We start from the raw sequence: 17,220 nt of genomic DNA on the forward strand, positions 1-17,220 counted from the left end.
TGCCGAAACTAAAACGGCGAGGTCGAGCAGGGGCGATTTCAGGCCAACCAATCGATTGGTTCAGCGGCCCTCGCCGGCGCCCCGCGCATCCATGCTCACCCGCCAGACGACGTTTCCGACATCATCGGCAACCAGAAGGCCGCCGCGCTCGTCGAGGATCACCCCCACGGGCCGCCCGCGTGCCTCCTCCCCATCGAGAAAGCCGCCGAGCACCGTCGCAGGCCGGCCGGTGGGGCCATCCCGGTCGAAGGGCACGAAAACCACCTCGTAGCCAACGCGCGGCCGTCGGTTCCATGAGCCGTGAAGCCCGATGAAGGCCCCCCGCCCGTAGCGTGCGGCGATGCCGTCTTGCGGACGGTCGGAGATGTCGAGCCCGAGCGGCGCGACATGCGATCCCAGCCCGTAATCCGGCGCCACCGCCGCCGCGACGAGATCGGGACGCCGCGGTTTCGGCCGAGGATCGATATTCTGCCCGAAATAGCTGTAGGGCCAGCCGTAGAACGCACCCTCGCGCACCGAGGTGAGATAGTCGGGCACGAGATTGTCGCCAAGCGCATCGCGCTCGTTCACGACAGCATAAAGCTTGCCGTTCGAGCGGTCGATATCGAGACCGACAGGGTTTCGCAGCCCGTTTGCGAACAGGGCGCCTTGCCCGCTGGCAATATCCACGCGCCAGATCGCGGCACGCCCCTGCTCCGCCTCCATCCCGTTCTCGCCGGCATTGCTGTTGGAGCCGATGCCGACATAGAGCGTGCGCCCGTCGGGGCTCGCAACGAGAGTTTTGGTCCAATGCTGGTTGATCGGCCCGGCCGGCAGGGGGAAGAAGGGCTCTGGCGCCTGCTCGGCCCGGGTCATTCCCGTGCGATAGGGCACGGTGACGATCCCGTCGGTATTGGCGATGTAGAGGGTGCTGCCGACAAGGGCCATGCCGATCGGCGAGGTCAGGCCGTCGAGAAAGACGCCGCGGTTCTCCGCGATCCCGTCGCCATCGCCGTCGCGCAGGATCGAGATGCGGTCCGCGCTTGGGGTCGCCGCGCCCGCGCGTCCCATCACGATGCGCATGGCGATGTCCCGCAGGCCCTTCGGCGGCTTGGGCTGGGCGTTCGATTCGGCCACCAGCACGTCGCCGTTCGGCAGGGCATAGAGCCAGCGTGGATGGTCGAGACCGGCGGCGAAGCGCGTGACCGCAAGCCCGGCGGCGGGAGAGGGCATCTGTCCCTCGGCCCAGCCGCGGGCGGGCGCGATGTTGACGGTCGGGATCACCGTCTCGCGCGGGGCGGGCAGCGCCGGGGACGGGCCGACCCCGATCGTGTTCGGCGCGGCGGCTTCCCTGCCGCAGCCTGCGAGCGCGAAGAGGGCAAGCGCGCCCCCGAAGAGAGCGCCGAGGCGGCGGGTGTTGCGCAATCGGGGCATCTTCGATCCTCTGCGGCCGTGATGGGTTCGGCGCAATGGTTGCATCCGTCGGCGGTCTTTGCGAGCCCTTTCAGGCGGCGCGCTGCTCGGAACTCCACCGCCGGCGCATCGTTGGAAAGCTCGAAACGGCTCCGGGCCCCGGGACCGCGGCAAGGATCGCACCCGGGGGCATGAGTGCGCCGGGACGCTCGCGCAGCCGCGCGCCGTCTTGCGCCCCGGGTGCCCTCGATGACCCCTTGGATGCGACAGGGCCAGCGCCCCTCCCCCGTGTCCCGACAAAAAGAGAACCGATATGTCGACGACCGAACGGGATGCCGAACTGATCTATGCCATCACGCACCAGGGCGAGGTGCCGGAGCCGCCCGAATGGTGGCGCGGCGCGGTTTACTACGAGGTCTATGTCCATTCCTTCAAGGACACGACAGGCAGCGGCATGGGGGACATTCCCGGCGTCACGCAAAAGCTCGATTACCTGCGCGACCTGGGGATCGACGGCATCTGGCTTTCGCCCTTCTACGCCTCTCCGCAAACCGATAACGGCTATGATGTCAGCGATTTCAGGGCGGTGCACCCCCCCTTTGGCACGCTTGGCGACGTTCAGGAGCTGATCGACGCGGCGCATGCGCGCGGGCTCAAGATCATGTTCGACCAGATCCTCGGTCACACCTCCGAGGAGCACCCCTGGTTCGAGGAAAGCCGGTCGAGCCGCGACAATCCCAAGGCCGATTGGTATGTCTGGGCCGATCCGGCGCCCGATGGCGGGCCGCCCAACAACTGGATCAGCTCCTTCGGGGGGCGTGCGTGGCGATGGGAGCCGCGCCGGGCGCAATTTGTCTATCGCCCCTTCCTCGAAAGCCAGCCTGCGCTGAACCTCTTCAACCCCGACGTATTGGACGAGATGTGTGACAACCTGCGGTTCTGGCTCGATATGGGCGTCGACGGGTTCCGCATCGATGCGATCCAGTGTCTCGGCTTCGACCGCGAGCTGCGCTCGAACCCTCCTGCGCGCAGCCGCGAGAATCCCTCCGTCGGTGGCGGCGCCAACAATCCCTTCAAGCAGCAGATCCATCTTTTCGACCGTGACGTGCCCGAGGCGATTCCGATCCTGCACCGCATTCGCGCGGTCGCCGACGAATACACGCCGCAGCGGGTGTTGATCGGCGAGCTTGCCGATGTGGACAGCTCACGGCTCGCGCCGAAATACACAGTCGACCAGGATCGCCTGCACGCAGTCTACGATTTCGACCTGATCAACCGGGCGGACACGATGGAAGAATGGACCGGGATGATCGATATCCGCTCCCGCCTGCTGGTGCCCGGCCTGAGCATGAATGTCTTTACCAACCATGACAGCGAGCGGTCGGTCTCGGCGCTCATGCCAAAGGCCTGCGAAGCCGGCCGCGAGCGCGACGCGGCCAAGCTGCTGCTCTTCCTGCAATGCACCCTTGCTGGCGGCACGATCCTGTTCCAGGGCGAAGAGCTCGGCCTTGAGCAGCCGGAGCTTGACTTCGACGAGATAAAAGACCCTTGGGCCAAGGCACTCTGGCCTGATTTCACCGGCCGGGACGGGGTGCGTTGCCCCCTCCCTTGGGAGAGCGGTGCCAAGAATTGCGGCTTCTCCGAAAGCGATGCGCCCTGGCACGAGGTGCCAGAGGCCTATTGCGAAAAATCGGTGGACATTCAGGAGGCCGATCCCGATTCCGTCCTGCATTTCGTGCGCAGGTTGCTGCGCTGGCGCCGCGATGTGCCGATCTTGCGCACGGCGCCTGAAACGATCCTCACCGATACGCCACTCGAGGCCATCGTCTTCGAGCGCGAAAAGGGCGGAACATCCATCTTCTGCGCCGCGAATTTCGGCCTTGATAGCGCCGAGGTCACCCTGCCGCGCTCCTGCCTCAAGCCCCAGTTCGCCAATGGCGATTTCACCCTCGACAAGGATCGGCTGACGCTCGCACCCCTGTCCTGCGTGGCGCTGGCCTGATCCTCGCGAGCCGAACTCGAAAAGGACCGACATGACCCGATCCCGACAAGACGAGAAATGGTGGCATCGCGCCACCGCCTACCAAGTCTATCCGCGCAGTTTCGCAGACAGCAACGGCGACGGGGTCGGGGACATCCCCGGCATCGTCTCGAAGCTCGGACACCTGTCCGACCTGGGCATAGGGTTCATCTGGCTCTCGCCCGTCTTCACCTCGCCGATGGTCGATAACGGCTACGATATTTCCGATTACCGCGACATCGCGTCCGAATTCGGAACGCTGGCGGATATGGACCACCTGATCGCGGAGGCGCGCGCACGCGATATCGGGATCGTCATGGATCTCGTGGTGAACCATTCCTCCTCGCTGCACGAGTGGTTCAAGGCCGCGCGTGTCACGCGCGATTGCCGCGAGCACGATTACTACATCTGGCGGGATCCGGCCCCGGATGGCGGGCCGCCCGATGCCGCGAGCGCGGCCTTTGGCGGACCTGCATGGACCTATGTCGAGGAGGTGGGCCAATATTACTACCACCATTTCAGTCCGGCGCAGCCCGATCTCAACTGGCAGAACCCCGCCCTGCGCGAAGAGATCTACGACATGATGCGCTGGTGGCTCGACCGGGGCATCGCCGGCTTCCGAATGGACGTGATCAGCCTCATCGGCAAGGACGTGGATGCCGGGCTCTACGAGGAGGGGCCGGATCTGCACAAGTTCTTGCAGGAGATGCACCGCGAGGTGCTCGACGGGCGCGACATCGTCACCATCGGCGAAAGCTGGTCGGTTTCGCCCGAAACGGGTCTGCTCTATTGCGGGCGCGATCGCGGTGAGCTCGACATGGTGTTCGAGTTCTCGCATATCCGCGAGGGCTGGCACCCCGAGCGCGGCAAGTTCGCGCCGAAACCCTTCGATCTGCGTGGTTTCAAGCGGGCGCTCTTCGACTGGCAGGACCTGACCGAGAGCGATGGCTGGCACGCGCTTTTCCTCAGCAATCATGACCTGCCGCGGCAGGTGTCCTTCTATGCCGATGACGGCGCGCACCGCGTCGCCGCCGCCAAGATGCTGGCGACGGTGCTGCACCTGCTGCGCGGCACGCCCTTCATCTACCAGGGCGAGGAGATCGGCATGACCAATGCCCGGTTCGAGCGGATCGACCAGTATCGTGACCTCGAGACGCTGAACCATTTCGAGGAGCAGATCGCCCTCGGGGTCGATCCGGCCGAGTTCATCGCCGGGGCCAACCGCAACAGCCGCGACAACGCCCGCACGCCGATGCAATGGAGCGACGGCGCGCATGGCGGCTTCACCTCGGGCACGCCTTGGCTCGAGGCCAACGCCAATGCTCCGATCATCAATGTCGAAGGCGACAAGGCCGATCCGGGCGGCATCTTCTCCCACTACCGCAAGCTGATCGCCCTGCGGCGCGAGCATGACATTGTCACTCACGGCCGGACGGAGCCGCTTTTGCCGGATGATCCGGCGATCTTCGCCTATCGCCGCGTGCAGGAGGAGACGTGCGCCGTGGTCATCGCGAATTTCACGGGCGAGCCCTGCGATGTGTGCATGCCCGAGGCGGTTTGCGGAGCGGGAGACGCGCTGATCGCGTCACATGAACCGCGCGCGGCGATCGAACCCATGATGACGCTCGCACCCTATGAAAGCTTCGCCGTGCTGATCCGCGGCGGCTGAGACGCGCTCGCGGCGGCATCCGTGTCATGCCGCCGCGATTTCGATAACGGTCCCGTCCTTCGGCGCGTTCAGCGTTGGCCGACAGATGCCCCCGCAAAGAGGTCCTTCTGTTCGCGCGGCTGCGAGCGCCAGTATTGCGGCGGCGCGCTGACCTGTGCCCCCAGTTCGGCGGCCGCATGCCAGGGCCAGCGCGGATCATAGAGGATAGCGCGTGCCAAGGCGATCGCATCGGCCCCTTCGGAGCGCAGGATCTCCTCGGCCTGCCCGGCTTCGGTGATGAGACCGACGGCGATGGTCGGCAGGCCGGTCTCCTGTTTGATCCGGCGGGCGAAGTCGACCTGATAGCCAGGAGACAGTGCGATCTTCTGCCGGGGCGACAGCCCGCCCGAAGAGACATGGACCGCCGCGCAGCCCGCCGCGCCCAGTGCCTTGCACAGCGTCACCGTTCCTTCGACATCCCAGCCGCCGGGCACCCAATCCGTGGCCGAGACGCGCACCCAGACCGGGATTTGCGGCGAGACGGCCGCACGCACCGCCTCGAAAACCTCGACCGGGAAACGGATCCTGTTCTCGAGACTGCCGCCATAGTCATCCTCCCGCCTGTTCGACAGGGGCGAGAGGAACTGGTGGAGCAGGTAGCCATGCGCCATGTGAAGCTCGATCCCCTGCAGGCCGAGCGCCTCGGCCCGGCGGGCAGCCGCGACGAAATCCTCCCTGACGCGCGCGAGCCCCTCGGCATCGAGCATGAGCGGCGCATCCTCGCCCTCGGCATGGGGAATGTCGGAGGGGCCTTCCGTCTTCCACCCGTCCGGCTCGTCCGGCAGGATCTGCGCGCCGCCCTCCCATGGCGCCTTGCTCGACCCCTTGCGTCCGGCATGCGAGAGCTGGATCGCGACGGGCATGGCGGAATGTTTCCTCAGGGCGCCGAGCACCCGAGCAAGCGCCGTTTCGTTCTGCGCGTTGTACAGGCCCAGATCGCCCGGCGAGATACGCCCCTCCGGCGAGACGGCCGTCGCCTCGAGGATCATCAGGCCGGCACCCGACAGGGCGAGGGAGCCCAGGTGGATCATGTGCCAGTCCTGGGCCGATCCGTCCTCCGCGGAATATTCGCACATCGGCGCGATGACGATCCGGTTGTCCAAGTGCAGGGGGCCGATATCAAGGGGTTCGAACAGAAGGGGCATGGAGCGTTATCTCTTGTATGTCTGGGTGCGAATGGCGTGATGGTGATCGGTCAGGAAGAGAATCGGGGATCGTCCTCGAAAGCCGCGACCTCGACCATGCACGTATGGGCGATCGGGCCCTGGGCAAGGCGCGAGGTTCCCTTGTCGGGGGTCAACGCGTTGGGATTGCCGGCCCGGCAGGTTGATCCATCGGGGTCGAACCAGGCGCCTGTCGCGATCTGTATCACGCCAGGCATGATCCGCTCGTCGATGCAAAGCGCCGCCAGGCAGGCCCCCCGGCCGTTGAAGAGGCGGACCGTCTGACCGTCCGACAGATCGCGCGCCGCGGCATCCGACGGGTTCATCAGGACCGGCTCGCGCCCGCCGCGTTTGCCCGCCTGCGAGACCGAGCCATGATCGAGCTGCGAGTGCAGTTTCGTGCTCGGCTGGTTGGAGATCATGTGCAGCGGATAGACGGAGGGCGCACCGAGCCATTCGAGCGGTTCGATCCAGGCGGGATGGCCCGGACAATCGTCATAGCCGAACCCGGCGATCGTTTCGGAGAAGATCTCGATCCGTCCGCTCGGGGTGGAAAGCGGTGCGCCGCGCGGATCGGCGCGGAAGGCCGCAAGCAGGACGGTTTCCTGTTCAGGGTCGGGCACCTCGAAATACCCCTCGGCCTGGAATGTGTCCCAATCGGGCAGGCTGACCCCCTCTCGTGCCGCCGACTGACGGGAAATGTCGTAGAGCCAACGCTGCCACTCCTCGGGGCTGCGATCCTCGGTGAAGGCGGATTCGACACCCATCGCGGCCGCGATCCCGCGCAGGATGTCATGGTCGTCTCGAGCCTCGCCAACGGGTTCGATGGCACGGTCCATGACGACCTGGAACGGATCCTTCGGCGTCAGCGCGATATCGCTGCGCTCGAGCGGCGTCGTGCAAGGCAGAACGATATCGGCATGACGGGCAAGGGCGTTCCAGCACCATTCATTCGCGATCACCGTATCGGGCCTTTGCCATGCCTTGCGCAGCCGATTGAGGTCCTGGTGATGATGGAACGGATTGCCGCCTGCCCACCAGACGAGCTTTATGTCGGGATACGTGATGCGGGCGCCGTCGTAATCGATCGTCTCCCCGGGCCGCTCGAGCATGTCCGTGATCCTTGCGACGGGAATGAAGTCGCGGACCGGATTGCGCCCCTGGGGGAGCGCGGCATAATCAATCTTCCGCCGGCTCAGCCCCATGTTGTTCATCGCCGAATAACCGAACCCGATCCCCGTGCCCGGAAGGCCGATCTGTCCGAGCATCGCGGCGAGTGCGATCGCGGCCCAGAAGGGTTGCTCGCCGTGATCCTGCCGCGTCAAGGACCAGCTGACCGAGATCATCGTCCGGCGCCCGGCCATCTCGCGGGCAAGGCCTCTGATTGTGTCGGCCGGCACCGCGCAGATCTCGGCGGCCCATTCGGCGGTTTTCGGGATGCCGTCCGTCTCGCCGCGAAGATAGGCGGCGTAGCGCGCGAAACCGGCGGTGTAATCGTTCAGGAAGCCGGTGTCATGGAGCCCCTCCTCGAGCAGGACATGCGCAAGGCCGATCATCAGGGCGGCATCGGTCGAGGGGCGCGGGGTGATCCAGCGCGTGTCGGGCCCGTCCATGAGGTCGGATTTCAGGGGGGATATGTTGACGAAGGAAACCCCGGCCTCCATCGCGCGGCTCAGCCCGGCCTTCTGGACATGCCGGCCGAGACCGCCTTGCGAGATCTGACCGTTCTTCAACGGAACCCCGCCGAAGGCCACGAAGAGCTCGCAATCGGATGCGATCGTGGCCCAGCCGCTCGTCTCGTCCAGGGGACCGCGGAAGCTGCCGAGAACATGCGGAACCACGACTTCCGCCGCGGCGAAACTGTAGGTGTTCCGCGAACTCGTGTAGCCGCCGATACAGTTGAGGAACCGCTTGAGCTGACCCTGCGCGTGGTGGAAGCGTCCGGCGCTGGCCCATCCGTAGGAGCCGGCATAGATCGCGTTGTTGCCATGCGCCTCGATGACGCGCCGGAGCTCCGCGGCGACGAGCCGGTTCGCCTCCTCCCAGCTCACCGCGACGAACGCGTCCTCCCCCCGCCCGCCCGATGCGGGGCCAGGCCCGTTCTCGAGCCAGCCCTTGCGGATCATCGGTTGCGTGATGCGGGTCGGACCGGTCAGCACATCGACGATGCCCTGTCCGATCGGTGACGGATCCCGGTCATGCTCGAAGTCGCGAAGACCGCGAAGCTTCCCGTCGATGACATCGACCCTGTATGTTCCCCAGTGGGTGCTTGTGAGCAGGCTGCGCGACTTCGTTTTCATGCTGAGTGTCCATCGGTTTCGATGGGCATGGTGCTGTGCGCGTTCGCGCAGGGTCAAGTCCGGTTTTCCAGGATCCGGTTGCGGCCGCCCGGGCTGAACACACGCGCCTCCCCGATGCGTCCGGAGTAGGATAGGGCGAAAGGCGATCACGCGGGAGGGCGAGTTGGAAGCGCGGCTTGCGGACAGGCATGGTTTTGGCATCGGTGTCTTTTGTCCGGTTGGCGTTTTTGGAAGACGGCTTGAGGCAACTGGGTGATCCATTTGCGCAGCGTGCGTTTTTTGCCGTTCCGCAGCGCCCGTCGACTGGCTTGATCGCCACCTTACGACTGCGAACCCACGCCGGAACCCGCATGAAATGTCGAATGATCCCGGATGCCGCAAACCGCGTGAACGGCAGGACTGCTCACCACTGGGGTCGCAAATGTTAGCACAAAATATTTAATGATACGTAAGTCGTGATGGAAAGCACCAATCTTTCCAAGTTATTCGATCCAATACGCAATTTCAGGGCCCGGTACGCGCAATAGGGTAAAATGCGTTGGGAGGGAGTATTAATGGGTCCTTTGAAAGGCATTCGCGTCATCGAACTTGGTCAGCTCATTGCTGGCCCGTTTGCCGGGCAGATGATGGCCGATTTCGGCGCCGAGGTGATCAAGGTCGAGCCTCCGGGCAAGGGTGACGCCATGCGGCAATGGGGGCGTCTTGACGCGAATGGCACGCCGGTATGGTGGAACGTCATCGCGCGGGGCAAACGCTCGGTGACATTGGACCTTCGCACCCCCGAGGGTCAGGATATCCTGCGCGATCTCGTGGGCGAGGCGGATGTCCTGATCGAGAATTTCCGCCCCGGCACGATGGAACGCTGGGGCCTTGGCTACGATAACCTCTCCAAGGTCAATCCGCGTCTCATCATGGCGCGGGTATCGGGATATGGGCAGGATGGACCCTACTCCCAACGAGCCGGGTTCGCCTCGGTCTGCGAGGCCATGGGCGGCCTGCGCTACGTCTCGGGCTATCCCGACCGCCCGCCCGTACGGGTCGGGCTCAGCCTGGGGGACACGATGGCGGGGTTCAACGCCGCCCTGGGCATCCTCCTGGCGCTTGAGCATCGGCACAAGACCGGCAAGGGCCAGGTTATCGACAGCGCCATCTACGAAGCGGTGCTGAGCCTGACCGAGGCGTTGGTCGCCGAATACGATTCCGGCGGGCATATCCGGGAGCGTTTCGGATCCGCCCTGCCCGGCATCGCGCCTTCGAACGCCTATCCGACCGCCGACGACAAGGAAGTCATCATCGGTGCCAACCAGGACACCGTGTTCCAACGGCTCTGCGCGGTCATGGGCGCGCCCGAACTGGCAGAAGACGAACGCTATGCCGACCACCGGGCGCGCGGGCGCAACCAGGCGGAACTGGATGCGCGCGTGGGCGAGTGGACGCGGACGGTTCCCGCGCAGCAGATCGTGGACCAATTGTCCGAGGCCGGCGTGCCCGTGGGATTGGCCTATACCGCGGCAGACATGCTGAACGATCCGCATTTCGCGGCCCGCGAGAGCGTGGTGCGCGTGTCCGGCCCCGAGCGCGGATCGCTTGCGATGCAGAACGTCTTTCCACGGTTGTCTGCCAGTCCCGGCAGCATTCGCGGCCTGGGTCCGGAGCTGGGCGAAGATACCGACGAAGTGCTGAGCTCGACCCTCGGCTACGACGATGCCACTCTTGCGAAGATGCGCGAACGTGGCGTGATCTAGCGAAGCGGCGGGGCACGAACGACATAAAAGGCGGGAGGAAAGCGATGACCATTCAGATGCGAGATACAAGGCCGCGGCCGTGCTAGAGCCGATCTCGGTGGTAGTGGTCCTGCTGGGGCTGATCGGGGCGGGGGCGCCGATCTTCCTTGCGCTCGGGGCATCGGGTCTCTTGGGTCTTTACATGGCGCGAGGGTCCATCGCGTTCTTTTTCGCGCCCACCTCCTTCTTCGGGCAACTCAACAGTTTCGAGCTGATCGCCCTGCCGCTGTTCATTCTGATGGGCAACATCCTCGGCGCGACGCCGGTGGGCCGCAACCTGTTCCATGCCGCGTCATTGTGGCTGCAATGGCTGCGTGGCGGCCTGGCCATCGCGACCGTTGGCGCTTCGGCGATCTTCGGCGCGGTCTCGGGTGTTTCGGTCGCGGGCGTCGCGGCGGTAGGCGCGATCGCGGTGCCGCAGATGCTCGAGCGTGGCTATTCGCGCACCCTCGCAGCCGGCTCGGTTGCATCGTCGGGCGCATTGGCCATGCTGATCCCGCCTTCGGTTCCCTTCATCATCTACGGCGCGGTGTCGGGGGTATCGGTCGGTGCATTGTTCATCGGCGGCATCCTCCCCGGCTTCGTGCTGGCGCTGGCACTGTCGCTCTACATCTACATCCGTGTGCGCCGGAACCCCGATGAGGCACCCGCACAGGATGGCCCGGCGCCCTCGACGGGCGAGAAGGTCCGCGCGCTCGGCGGCGTCTGGCACGCGCTCTTGCTGGTCTTCATCGTGCTGGGCGCGATCTATGCCGGTATCGCCACGCCCTCCGAGGCCGCCGCGTTCGGCGCGGCAGGCGCGATGTTCATCGCCGCGGTGGTGTTCCGTTGTCTCAGCTGGGCGCAGGCGCGCGAGATCTTCGTGAGTTCGATCCGGGTTTCGGGTGCGATCATGCTCATCATCGGCTGCGCGAAGATTTTCGGCGACTACCTGAACCTCGTGCGTGTGCCCGAGACCGTCTCCGCGGCACTGACCGCCACGGATTTGCCCGCCTGGGCGATCCTGACGCTCATCATGATCGCCCTCGTCCTTCTGGGGATGCTGGTCGACGCCGTGTCGCTGATCGTCGTGACGACACCGATCCTGCTGCCGCTGATCCAGACGCTCGGCTACGACCCGCTCTGGTTCGGCATCGTGCTGGTGATGAACCTGGAGATCGCGGTCGTCACGCCCCCTGTCGGGCTGAACCTCTACGCGTTGAAGGGGGTCTGTCCACAACTCGAGATCGAGGACATCATCCGCTCCGTTGTGCCGTTCGTCTTCGTTCAGTTCTTCGTCCTGATGATATTCGTCCTGTTCCCCGGGATCAGCCTCTGGCTGCCCGGACTGCTCTAACCACTCGTCGTTCACTCAAAAAGGAGGATATTGAGATGACACGGACGCGACGCACTTTCCTGTCCAACACGGCCATGCTGATTGGTGGCACGATGTTCGCAGTCTTCGGTCTGGCGGGCTCTGCCGCCGCCGAGACCACGCTGACCGGCGTGAGTTACCTGCCACCGAGCTACAAGGCGCTGTCCTACGGCTCGGCGGGCTTCGTCGAGCGCCTGAACGAGAGCGACGCCGTGAGCGTCGATTATTACGACAGCGGCAAACTGCTCAAGGCCGATGAGCAACTTCCTGCACTGCGCGCGGGCACAATCGACTTCATGTTCCACACCACCAGCTACGTGACCCGATCGATCCCGATCCTCGGGATCACCGGTTTGCCCGGGGTGGTCGAGGCGCTTTACGAAAATCCCGGCCGGATCGCCAAGGGCTCGCCCCTGTTCGAGCTAATCAATGAGGAACTCGCCAAGGAGGACCTCTACATGGCTTCGATGATGGGCAACATCCTCGAGCCGGAATATCTTTGGTCGACGGAGGGCGGCGCGGTCCGCTCGATCGGGGATATGGAGGGCAAGAAGATCCGCGTCGTCAGTTTCGAGGCGACGAAGGTGGCCGAGGATTTCGGGGCCGCCGCGGTGCGCATTCCGTCTTCCGAACTCTACCTCGCGCTGCAGCGCGGCACAGTGGACGCGGCGGTGGCGAACATCTCGACCGTCATCGGCCGGTCGCTGCAGGAACAGCTCGACGTGGTCTACAAGCTGCCGATGACCGCTTACGGCATTGGCCTGTTCACCACCACGCAACGCTGGGAGCGTCTGGGCGACGCCGAGAAGGCCGCCTTCGACGAGGCCGCCGCATGGTTCGAGGAGAACGGCGCGGCACAGGCCAACGACACGATCTACGTTGACGAATATTGGCCGATGATCGAGGAGGCCGGCCTCGAGGTGGTCGAGCCCTCCGAGGAGGAATTGGCCAGACTGGACGAGGTCGCGCAGGCGGTCCGGGACGCCTGGATCGAGGAGGTCGGCGCCGAGGTCGGAGAGCGCGCGATCGCGCTGGCCCTGGGCAACGGCTCCTGAATGCATCACCGGCCGCGCGGGCACCCTCCGCGCGGCCGGTCCCCGAGGATCGTTCGGCAAGGAACAGCGCCCATGAGAAAGATATTCGAAGGTCTGGAGAGACTGAGCCGCGGGGGAGGCGAAATCGTCCTGGCCTTCATGGTGGTGACGATCTGTTACGACGCGATCATGCGCTACCTCTTCACCGCGCCGACGTCGTGGTCCCTCGAGATCAACACCTTTCTTATCATCTACGTGGCGATCATGACCGCCGCGGACGTGCAGCGCACCGACAGCCATATCCGCATTTCCTTCTTCTCGGACATGATGGGCAAGGGCGGGCAACGCGCGACGCGGGTCGTCATAGGTCTTTTCGGGGTGGCGTTCTCCGGCATCATGGCTTGGCGCGGCTACCTGATGGCCTTTCAAGCGTGGGACTACGGCGAACGGGTGTCGTCGAGTTTCGGCACGCCGATGGTCTTTCCCTATGCCATGATCCCGATCGGCTTCGGGCTGCTCGCGGTCCGCTTTGCACTGAACGTCCTCGACGCGATTACCGGCCGCAACCAGGACGACAGGGAGGATCTGCAGAATGTCTGAAAACCTCTCCCGAAAGCTCATCGCCGCCAAATACGTTTCCGGCGAGATGCGGCCGGGCGAGGAGATCGCGCTGCGCATGGACCAGGCCTTGTTGCAGGATGTGCTGGGCACCCTGGTCATGCTGGAGCTTGACGCCATGGGCGTGACGCAGGTCGTGACGCGTCCCTCGGTGCAATATATCGACCACGGGCTCGTTCAGTCCGACCATTTGAACGCGGACAGTCACCTGTTCCTGAAATCCGCCTGCGCGCGCTTCGGGATCACCTATTCGGGACCTGGGAACGGCATTTCCCATCCCGTACACATGGAGCGTTTCGGCGTTCCGGGCCAAAGCCTCGTCGGCTCGGACAGCCACACGACCGCCGCCGGCTCGCTGGGAATGCTCGCCATCGGCGCGGGCGGGATCGAGGTCGCGCTGGCCATGGCCGGGGAGCCGCTGTTCATCCCGATGCCAAAGATCTGGGGGGTCGAGATCACGGGCGCCCTACCGGACTGGGTCTCGGCCAAGGACGTGATCCTTGAGCTTTTGCGCCGCCACGGCGTTGCCGGGGCCAAGAATTGCATCCTCGAGTTTTACGGCGAAGGGCTTGCCTGCCTGTCGGCCATGGATCGTCATGTCATCGCGAACATGGGAACCGAGATGGGTGCGACCACCACCGTCTTCCCCTCGGACGACGCGGTGCGCCGGTTCCTAGAGGCACGCGGCCGGGACGATGATTTCGTTCCGCTCGCTGCCGATCCGGGTTGCACTTATGATCTGCACGATCATGTCGATCTGTCCTCGCTGGAGCCGTTGATCGCCCTGCCCTCCTCGCCCGGCAATGTCGCGGCGGTGGCCGAGGTCGCCGGAGAGCCCTGCTGGCAGTCCTATATCGGCTCTTCCGCCAATCCCGGTTATCGCGATTTCGCGGTCGTGGCCGATATCGTGGCCGGCCGCCGCGTGTCCGAGGGCGTGTCGCTCGACATCAATCCCTCGTCGCGCCAGGTCCTCGAGACCCTGATCGCCGAAAAGAAGCTCGGCCCCCTGATCCAGGCGGGTGCCCGGCTGCACCAGGCGGGGTGCAACGGCTGCATCGGAATGGGACAGGCCCCCGCGGCCGGACGCAACAGCCTGCGCACCGTCACGCGCAACTTTCCCGGCCGGTCAGGCACGCGCGAGGATGCGGTGTTCCTCTGTTCGCCCGAGACCGCCGGCGCCTCGGCCCTGACGGGACAGATCACCGATCCGCGGACGCTCGACATGCCGTATCCGCGCATCACGGAGCCTGCCGCGATGCCGATGCCCGATGCGGGCTTCGCCCACGGCCCGCGGGACGACGCCGCGATCCGTCCCGCGTTGCTGTCGACCGACAACACCCCGACGCTGCCGCAGCTCGATCCGATCCCGAACCGGATCGATCTGCCGGTTATCCTGACGGTCGACGATGACATCTCGACCGACGATATCATCCCGGCGGGCCATGCGCTGCCTTACTGGTCCAACGTCTATGCCACCCGGCAATTCGCGTTCGAACGGGTGGACGAAAGCTACCCCGCGAAGGCCGCCGCCGAGAAGAACGGACATGCCATCGTCGCCGGACGCAACTACGGACAGGGATCGAGCCGTGAAAATGCCGCCCTCGTTCCCGCGATCATGGGTCTCGGGCTGGTGATCGCGGAGAGTTTTGCGCGCATCCACTGGCAGAACCTTGTGAGCTTCGGGGTCGTGCCGCTGACCTTCGCCGATCCCGCTGACCGCAAACGCGTCGGACGCGGCGATAGGGTCCGCATCCAGGACCTGCGCACCCAGATTGCCGAGGGCAATGACATCCGGGCCGAGATCGAAGGCCGTGCGATCACCCTGAAGCACGATCTGAGCCCCCGCCAACGCGGTATCCTGATGGCGGGAGGCGTCATCAACTGGATCCGCGACCGCAACGAAGCCGCCTGAGAGGATGATATTCCGATGACCCGCCGTCCCCATATCTGCGAAGTCGCCCCGCGCGACGGGTTCCAATCCATCGCCGACCCGCTGCCCACCGATATCAAGATCGGCATCATCCGCGATCTGGTGGCCGCTGGCTGCCCGCGCGTGGAAATAGGCTCGTTCGTGTCACCGAAGGCGATCCCGCAGATGGCAGACATGTCCGAGATTGCGGCGGCCGTGATGGACCTGCCGGCCCGGCTCTGCGCCCTGGTCCCGAATATTCGCGGCGCGGAGAATGCCATATCCGCCGGCGTGAAGGAGGTCTGCTACGTTTTCTCGGTATCCGAGGCCCATAACCAAAGCAACGTTCGCCAAACTGTCGCGCAGTCGCTCGACGGTTTAGCCGCCGTGGCGTCGGCCCTGCCGAGCGATGTCGCGCTCCGGATCGACGTGGCGACGGCCTTCGATTGTCCGTTCGACGGGACCGTGCCGCTCGACGATGTATTAGCGGCAGTGCGCCGCTGCGCCGAGATCGCGCCAGAGGCCGAAATCGCTCTGTGCGACACCACCGGCCGGGCCAATCCGTTCGCGGTTCGCAATCGCTTTCACGCCGCGATGGCAGTGGAGGGGACGGCCGGTAATGTCTGGGCCTATCACGGCCACGATACCTTTGGGCAGGGTGTGGCCAATGCGCTGGCGGCGTGGGACGCCGGCGTTGATGCGTTTGATACCGCCGCCGCCGGACTGGGTGGCTGCCCCTTCGCGCCGGGCGCTACCGGCAACACGGCCACCGAAGACTTGGTTTTCGCATTCAACGAAGGTGGCTTCGATACGGGGATCGACATGGACGGGCTTCTTTCGGTCGCCGATCGCATTGCCGCCCTGCCTGGTGGCGTCGTGGGGGGTCATCTGAGGCAGGTTCCGCGAAACCGCGCGGCGTGATCCTTATTGCAGGTGGACGAGTGGCAGCGCGGTCGAGTAGCTGACTTGCTGAAGCGCAAAGCTCGACCGGATGTTCGCCACCCCTTCGATCCGCGTCAGACTGTCCTTCAGGAAGCGCTCGTAAGTCGCCAGGTCGGGCACGAGAACACGCAGCAGGTAATCGCTCTCGCCGGTCATGAGATAACACTCCACCACTTCGGCCCGCTTGCGGATCTCGGTCTCGAACGCGGCCAGCTGTTCCTTGATCTGTCGCTCAAGCTGGACCAAGACGAACACCGATACGTGCAACCCCAACGCCGATGCGTCGAGCAGCGTCACGCGCTTCTTTATGATCCCCGCCTCTTCGAGAATGCGAACCCGGCGCAAGCATGGAGACGGCGACAGACCCACCCGGTCCGCGAGGCTGACATTGGAGATGTCAGCATCTTCCTGCAGGATCTTGAGGATCTTCAGGTCAATCGAGTCGAGCTGGATGTTCGGCATTCGGACCGCGCTCCTTACCTTATCTAATGCGCTGGCCTGACGATGACCCAAGTCTCTCGCTTCTAACAGGCCAAACGGGTTTCGGCCAATCTTGCTCGACAAAGGTCCGTAAAATCGGGCCGCCTTTCGAGAAGCTTTCCCCGATGCGGGCATGGCTGCGGACTCGTATTCGTGAACGCGCTACGGCAGAGATATTTTCTCGCAAACAGCCGAGTGGGAGACAGAACTGGTGAATCTGCTGTCGATGAAGGGGCTGGGCCGCTTGGGAGACGATGTTTATTTTGCCCATGGCTATAGCGGTCACGGCGTGACGGGCTCGCATACCTTTGGGCGCATTTGCAGGGGATTTGTCCCGCTTCGACGTATTCGCAGGATTGCCGTGGGTTCCATTCCCGGGGGGCCGGGCCTTGCGGGTGCCTTATTCGGTTGCCGGCTCGTGGTGGTACGGCCTTCGCGACCGCCTCGGGGTGTGATCGATCCGGCAGGGTCGCGGATCGAGACGGACGGTCTTTTGCATGAACTTGTGGGTCCTGC

12 protein-coding genes and 1 pseudogene are annotated in these 17,220 nt (G+C 64.8%); 9 read left to right on the forward strand and 4 right to left on the reverse strand.

All coding sequences use genetic code 11. The features are described 5' to 3' along the window. Positions 1-60: 60 nt before the first annotated feature. Complete coding sequence (locus tag PMES_RS08145; protein WP_159965208.1) at positions 61-1,413, reverse strand: PQQ-dependent sugar dehydrogenase; 1,353 nt, start codon at positions 1,411-1,413, stop codon at positions 61-63. A gap of 292 nt (positions 1,414-1,705) precedes the next feature. Between PMES_RS08145 and PMES_RS08150 the strand changes: the two genes are divergently transcribed. Both PMES_RS08150 and PMES_RS08155 read left to right on the forward strand, forming a co-directional pair. Next, a complete protein-coding gene (locus PMES_RS08150; RefSeq protein WP_159965209.1) occupies positions 1,706-3,394 on the forward strand; it encodes an alpha-amylase family glycosyl hydrolase in 1,689 nt (562 codons plus the stop codon). Positions 3,395-3,425: 31 nt separating this feature from the next. Beyond that, the gene (locus tag PMES_RS08155) at positions 3,426-5,081 is read left to right on the forward strand and encodes an alpha-glucosidase (protein ID WP_159965210.1); all 1,656 of its coding nucleotides are present in this window, start codon (positions 3,426-3,428) and stop codon (positions 5,079-5,081) included. A 68-nt stretch (positions 5,082-5,149) separates the two neighbouring features. Here PMES_RS08155 and PMES_RS08160 read toward each other — a convergent pair whose 3' ends face one another. Both PMES_RS08160 and PMES_RS08165 read right to left on the reverse strand, forming a co-directional pair. Continuing rightward, the gene (locus PMES_RS08160; RefSeq protein WP_159965211.1) at positions 5,150-6,265 is read right to left on the reverse strand and encodes an NADH:flavin oxidoreductase/NADH oxidase; all 1,116 of its coding nucleotides are present in this window, start codon (positions 6,263-6,265) and stop codon (positions 5,150-5,152) included. Between the two features lie 50 nt (positions 6,266-6,315). Continuing rightward, the gene (locus PMES_RS08165) at positions 6,316-8,583 is read right to left on the reverse strand and encodes a molybdopterin guanine dinucleotide-containing S/N-oxide reductase (protein ID WP_159965212.1); all 2,268 of its coding nucleotides are present in this window, start codon (positions 8,581-8,583) and stop codon (positions 6,316-6,318) included. A gap of 554 nt (positions 8,584-9,137) precedes the next feature. On the opposite strand from PMES_RS08165, the gene PMES_RS08170 reads away from it, so the two are divergent. The 6 genes from PMES_RS08170 to PMES_RS08195 all read left to right on the forward strand — a co-directional run bounded on the left by PMES_RS08170 (position 9,138) and on the right by PMES_RS08195 (position 16,203). Next, complete coding sequence (locus PMES_RS08170) at positions 9,138-10,328, forward strand: CaiB/BaiF CoA transferase family protein (protein WP_159965213.1); 1,191 nt, start codon at positions 9,138-9,140, stop codon at positions 10,326-10,328. A gap of 79 nt (positions 10,329-10,407) precedes the next feature. Then, positions 10,408-11,703, forward strand: coding sequence for a TRAP transporter large permease (locus tag PMES_RS08175; protein ID WP_159965214.1), 1,296 nt, complete (start codon positions 10,408-10,410; stop codon positions 11,701-11,703). A 35-nt stretch (positions 11,704-11,738) separates the two neighbouring features. Then, the gene (locus PMES_RS08180) at positions 11,739-12,776 is read left to right on the forward strand and encodes a TRAP transporter substrate-binding protein (RefSeq protein ID WP_159965215.1); all 1,038 of its coding nucleotides are present in this window, start codon (positions 11,739-11,741) and stop codon (positions 12,774-12,776) included. Positions 12,777-12,848: 72 nt separating this feature from the next. Next, a complete protein-coding gene (locus PMES_RS08185) occupies positions 12,849-13,355 on the forward strand; it encodes a TRAP transporter small permease (protein ID WP_159965216.1) in 507 nt (168 codons plus the stop codon). Next, positions 13,348-15,285, forward strand: a complete 1,938-nt coding sequence (locus PMES_RS08190) for an aconitate hydratase (RefSeq protein ID WP_159965217.1) — start codon at positions 13,348-13,350, stop codon at positions 15,283-15,285. Before PMES_RS08185 ends, PMES_RS08190 begins: the two co-directional genes overlap by 8 nt. A 15-nt stretch (positions 15,286-15,300) precedes the next feature. Beyond that, complete coding sequence (locus PMES_RS08195; protein WP_159965218.1) at positions 15,301-16,203, forward strand: hydroxymethylglutaryl-CoA lyase; 903 nt, start codon at positions 15,301-15,303, stop codon at positions 16,201-16,203. 3 nt (positions 16,204-16,206) lie between these two features. Here PMES_RS08195 and PMES_RS08200 read toward each other — a convergent pair whose 3' ends face one another. Beyond that, the gene (locus tag PMES_RS08200; RefSeq protein WP_159965219.1) at positions 16,207-16,686 is read right to left on the reverse strand and encodes an Lrp/AsnC family transcriptional regulator; all 480 of its coding nucleotides are present in this window, start codon (positions 16,684-16,686) and stop codon (positions 16,207-16,209) included. Positions 16,687-16,915: 229 nt separating this feature from the next. Between PMES_RS08200 and PMES_RS16690 the strand changes: the two are divergent. Beyond that, a pseudogene (locus PMES_RS16690) lies at positions 16,916-17,220 on the forward strand (hypothetical protein); the annotation flags it as partial.

It is taken from the genome of Profundibacterium mesophilum KAUST100406-0324 (assembly GCF_009835145.1).
Lineage (GTDB): Bacteria > Pseudomonadota > Alphaproteobacteria > Rhodobacterales > Rhodobacteraceae > Profundibacterium > Profundibacterium mesophilum.

What these genes read in the sequence shown, in the direction of transcription:
- PMES_RS08145 (WP_159965208.1), bottom strand. Translation starts at nt 1,413, where the DNA reads ATGCCCCGATTGCGCAACACCCGCCGCCTCGGCGCTCTCTTCGGGGGC.
- PMES_RS08180 (WP_159965215.1), top strand. Translation starts at nt 11,739, where the DNA reads ATGACACGGACGCGACGCACTTTCCTGTCCAACACGGCCATGCTGATT.
- PMES_RS08155 (WP_159965210.1), top strand. Translation starts at nt 3,426, where the DNA reads ATGACCCGATCCCGACAAGACGAGAAATGGTGGCATCGCGCCACCGCC.
- PMES_RS08150 (WP_159965209.1), top strand. Translation starts at nt 1,706, where the DNA reads ATGTCGACGACCGAACGGGATGCCGAACTGATCTATGCCATCACGCAC.
- PMES_RS08170 (WP_159965213.1), top strand. Translation starts at nt 9,138, where the DNA reads ATGGGTCCTTTGAAAGGCATTCGCGTCATCGAACTTGGTCAGCTCATT.
- PMES_RS08160 (WP_159965211.1), bottom strand. Translation starts at nt 6,265, where the DNA reads ATGCCCCTTCTGTTCGAACCCCTTGATATCGGCCCCCTGCACTTGGAC.
- PMES_RS08190 (WP_159965217.1), top strand. Translation starts at nt 13,348, where the DNA reads ATGTCTGAAAACCTCTCCCGAAAGCTCATCGCCGCCAAATACGTTTCC.
- PMES_RS08185 (WP_159965216.1), top strand. Translation starts at nt 12,849, where the DNA reads ATGAGAAAGATATTCGAAGGTCTGGAGAGACTGAGCCGCGGGGGAGGC.
- PMES_RS08200 (WP_159965219.1), bottom strand. Translation starts at nt 16,686, where the DNA reads ATGCCGAACATCCAGCTCGACTCGATTGACCTGAAGATCCTCAAGATC.
- PMES_RS08165 (WP_159965212.1), bottom strand. Translation starts at nt 8,583, where the DNA reads ATGAAAACGAAGTCGCGCAGCCTGCTCACAAGCACCCACTGGGGAACA.
- PMES_RS08195 (WP_159965218.1), top strand. Translation starts at nt 15,301, where the DNA reads ATGACCCGCCGTCCCCATATCTGCGAAGTCGCCCCGCGCGACGGGTTC.